Source organism: Kitasatospora sp. NPDC059088, from assembly GCF_042738155.1.
Taxonomy (GTDB): domain Bacteria; phylum Actinomycetota; class Actinomycetes; order Streptomycetales; family Streptomycetaceae; genus Kitasatospora.
Map to the genome: position 1 here is coordinate 21118 of NZ_JBHYGR010000048.1, position 3179 is coordinate 24296.

A 3179-nucleotide genomic window follows, 5' to 3' on the forward strand; every position below is an offset into this window, starting at 1 on the left:
GACCCATCCCCCCCGAAAACACCCCCGCACACCACACCGTAGCCCAGGGGCCCCCCCCCCCCCCGCCCACCCCCGCCGCCGTCGTACCCGCTCAGAACGGCCGCAGGGCCGGCTCCTTCCGCGCGCCGCCGAGCAGCCGCTCCAACGCCCCCTCCACGTCACCGCGCCAGGAGAGCGTGGTGCGCGCCTCCAGCCGCAGCCTCGGGTAGCGCGGGTGCGGTCGTACGGTCTTGAAGCCGACCGCGAGCAGGTGGTCGGCCGGCAGCACGCAGCTGGTGGGCACCCGGCCCGCCGCTCCGAAGGCCTCGATCGCCCGCACCCCGCGCCCCAGCAGGTCCTTGGCGACGGTCTGCACCAGCACCCGGCCCAGCCCCTGGTGCTGGTAGCCCGGCAGCACCCGGCTGACCATCAGCTGAACGGCGTCCGGCGCGACCGGGCTGGTCGGGAAGGACTGCGAGCGGGGGACGTAGGCGGGCGGCGCGTAGAGCACGAAGCCGGCCGGCTGGTCGTCCACGTAGACGATCCGACCGCAGGACCCCCACTCCAGCAGCACCGCGGAGATCCACCCCTCCTTCTCCAGCTCCGGCTTCCCGGACTCCACCGCCTCCTTCGCGCTGACCGGGTCCAGCTCCCAGAACACGCAGGAACGGCAGCCCGTCGGCAGGTCCGCGAGGTTGTCCAGCGTCAGCGGAACGATCCGGCGTCCCATGGCCCGCACCTCCTCCTCCCTCTCACGGTCGAGCATGCCCCCACGAATGCCGATGGGTGCATGTTTCACGTGAAACAGCGCTCACGTGGCACATGCACCCATCGGGTCGTCGCCCCCGGGCCGGCCGACCGGCTCAGCCCTGCGACAGCCGCAGACCGTCCTCGCCCGGGGCCATGCTGTCCAGGATCCGGTTCAGGTCCTCGACCGATCCGAACTCCAGCACCACCTTGCCCTTGCCCAGCTTCCCGCCGCGCTGCGACACCTCGACCTTGACCCGGGTGTCGAAGCGGTCCGACAGCCGGCTCGCCAGGTCGTTGAACGCCGGGGAGATGATCCTGCCCGCCTTCGGGGCCTGGCGCTTCTCCCCCTTCGGCTCCTCCGAGCGCATCAGGACGACGAGTTCCTCGACGTTGCGCACCGTGAGGCCCTCGGCGATGATCCGCGCGGCCAGCTTCTCCTGCGCCTCGGGATCCGTCAGCGGCAGCAGCGCCCGGGCGTGCCCGGCCGTCAGCGTGCCGGCCGCCAGCCGGCGCTGGACGGCCGCCGGGAGCCGCAGCAGCCGCAGGGTGTTGGAGACGTGCGGACGCGAGCGGCCGATCCGGTCGGCCAGCTCCTCGTGGGTGCAGGAGAAGTCCCGCATCAGCTGGTCGTAGGCGGCCGCCTCCTCCAGCGGGTTCAGCTCGGCCCGGTGCAGGTTCTCCAGGAGGGCGTCCAGCAGCAGCTTGTCGTCCTCGGTGGCCCGGACGATCGCCGGGATCCGCTCCAGCCCCGCCTCCCGGGAGGCCCGCCAGCGGCGCTCGCCCATGATCAGCTCGTAGCGCTCGGCGGCGACCTGGCGCACCACGATCGGCTGGAGCAGGCCGACCTCCTTGATGGAGGTCACCAGCTCGACCAGCTTGTCCTCGTCGAACACCTCGCGCGGCTGGCGCGGGTTGGGGGTGATCGCGTCCAGCGGCAGCTCGGCGAAGGAGGCACCGGGCACCGGCGCCGGCGTCGACTGCTCCGCCTGGCGCCCGACGGCCGCGCGGGCCGCCACCGTGGCGCGGCCGCCCGGCAGCAGCGGCACCGAGGCCGGTGACGTCGTGCCGGTCGCCACCACCGAGGTCGGCGCGGACGTGGCGGCAGCGGGCTGCGCCGCCCCGCCGTCGGTCGGCGCTGCGGGGCCGATCAGCGCCCCGAGCCCTCGTCCCAGACCCCTGCGACCACTCACTGATGACCCTCCGTCGTACCGTGCTGTGCCATCGGGGCGCCGTGCCCCGTACCGCTGCCGTCCCGCTGCTGACCGACCGACGAACCGCCGCCCTGGCCCACCGCGCGCAGCGCGAGCTCGCGGGCGGCCTCCAGGTACGAGAGCGCCCCGGTGGAACCCGGGTCGTAGGTCAGCACCGTCTGCCCGTAGCTGGGCGCCTCCGAGATGCGGACCGAACGCGGGATCGCCGTGCTCAGCACCTCGGCCTGGAAGTGGGTCCGGACCTCCTCGGCCACCTGGGCGGCCAGCCTGGTCCGGGCGTCGTACATGGTGAGCAGGATGGTCGAGACGTGCAGCGTGGGGTTGAGGTGCGCGCGCACCAGCTCGACGTTGCGCAGCAGCTGGCCGAGGCCCTCCAGCGCGTAGTACTCGCACTGGATCGGGATCAGCACCTCCTGACCGGCCACCAGGGCGTTGACCGTCAGCAGGCCCAGCGAGGGCGGACAGTCGATCAGGATGTAGTCCAGCGGCTGCTCGTAGGCGGCGATGGCGCGCTGCAGCCGACTCTCCCGGGCCACCAGCGAGACCAGCTCGATCTCGGCGCCGGCCAGGTCGATGGTGGCGGGGACGCAGAAGAGCCCCTCGACGTCCACCACCGGCTGGACCACGTCGGCCAGCGGCTTGCCCTCGACCAGGACGTCGTAGATGGACGGCACCTCGGCGTGGTGGTCGATGCCGAGGGCGGTGGAGGCGTTGCCCTGGGGGTCCAGGTCGACCACCAGGACGCGCAGTCCGTGCATGGCCAGCGAGGCGGCCATGTTCACGGTGGTGGTGGTCTTGCCCACCCCGCCCTTCTGGTTGGCGACCACGATCACCCGGGTGGCGGCGGGCCGCGGTAGCCCCTCCCCCGCCCGGCCGATCGCCTGAACCGCAGCCTGGGCAGCCCGTGCGATGGGCGTGTCATCGATCTGGTCGATGGTCTCCGAGTCCTGCATGGGGCTCAGTGTTTCACGTGAAACCGGAGCGGCAACAGTCGCAGCCCGGCCGCGGCTGAGGATTCCGGAGAGCAGAGAGCGACGTTTCACGTGAAACACCATGCCCGCTATGCCGGAAATCTGACGTTGCGACACTCCGGTGTCCCGCCGGAGGCCCACCCGTCACCTGAACGACGACGGGCGGACGGTTCCCCCCTCGCGGGGGGGGGCCGCCCCCCCGCGGGGGGGAACCAGGGCCGCCACGGGGGGCGCGCCCGGGGCCCCCCCCGGCGCGGGGCCCCGGCGT

3 protein-coding genes are annotated in these 3179 nt (G+C 73.1%); all 3 read right to left on the bottom strand.

Annotated features, from left to right (window positions below; all coding sequences use genetic code 11):
* Positions 1-91 precede the first annotated feature (91 nt).
* Positions 92-709, bottom strand: coding sequence for a GNAT family N-acetyltransferase (locus ACFWXO_RS22235; protein ID WP_380525519.1), 618 nt, complete (start codon positions 707-709; stop codon positions 92-94).
* Positions 710-842: 133 nt separating this feature from the next.
* Positions 843-1919 (bottom strand): ParB/RepB/Spo0J family partition protein, encoded by a 1077-nt coding sequence (locus ACFWXO_RS22240; protein ID WP_380525507.1) that lies wholly within the window; start codon positions 1917-1919, stop codon positions 843-845.
* Positions 1916-2893 (bottom strand): ParA family protein, encoded by a 978-nt coding sequence (locus tag ACFWXO_RS22245; RefSeq protein ID WP_360242813.1) that lies wholly within the window; start codon positions 2891-2893, stop codon positions 1916-1918. Before ACFWXO_RS22245 ends, ACFWXO_RS22240 begins: the two co-directional genes overlap by 4 nt.
* Positions 2894-3179 lie beyond the last annotated feature (286 nt).

Excerpts from the sequence above, each read along its gene's own strand:
- ACFWXO_RS22235 (WP_380525519.1), bottom strand. The coding sequence starts at position 709 with ATGGGACGCCGGATCGTTCCGCTGACGCTGGACAACCTCGCGGACCTG.
- ACFWXO_RS22245 (WP_360242813.1), bottom strand. The coding sequence starts at position 2,893 with ATGCAGGACTCGGAGACCATCGACCAGATCGATGACACGCCCATCGCA.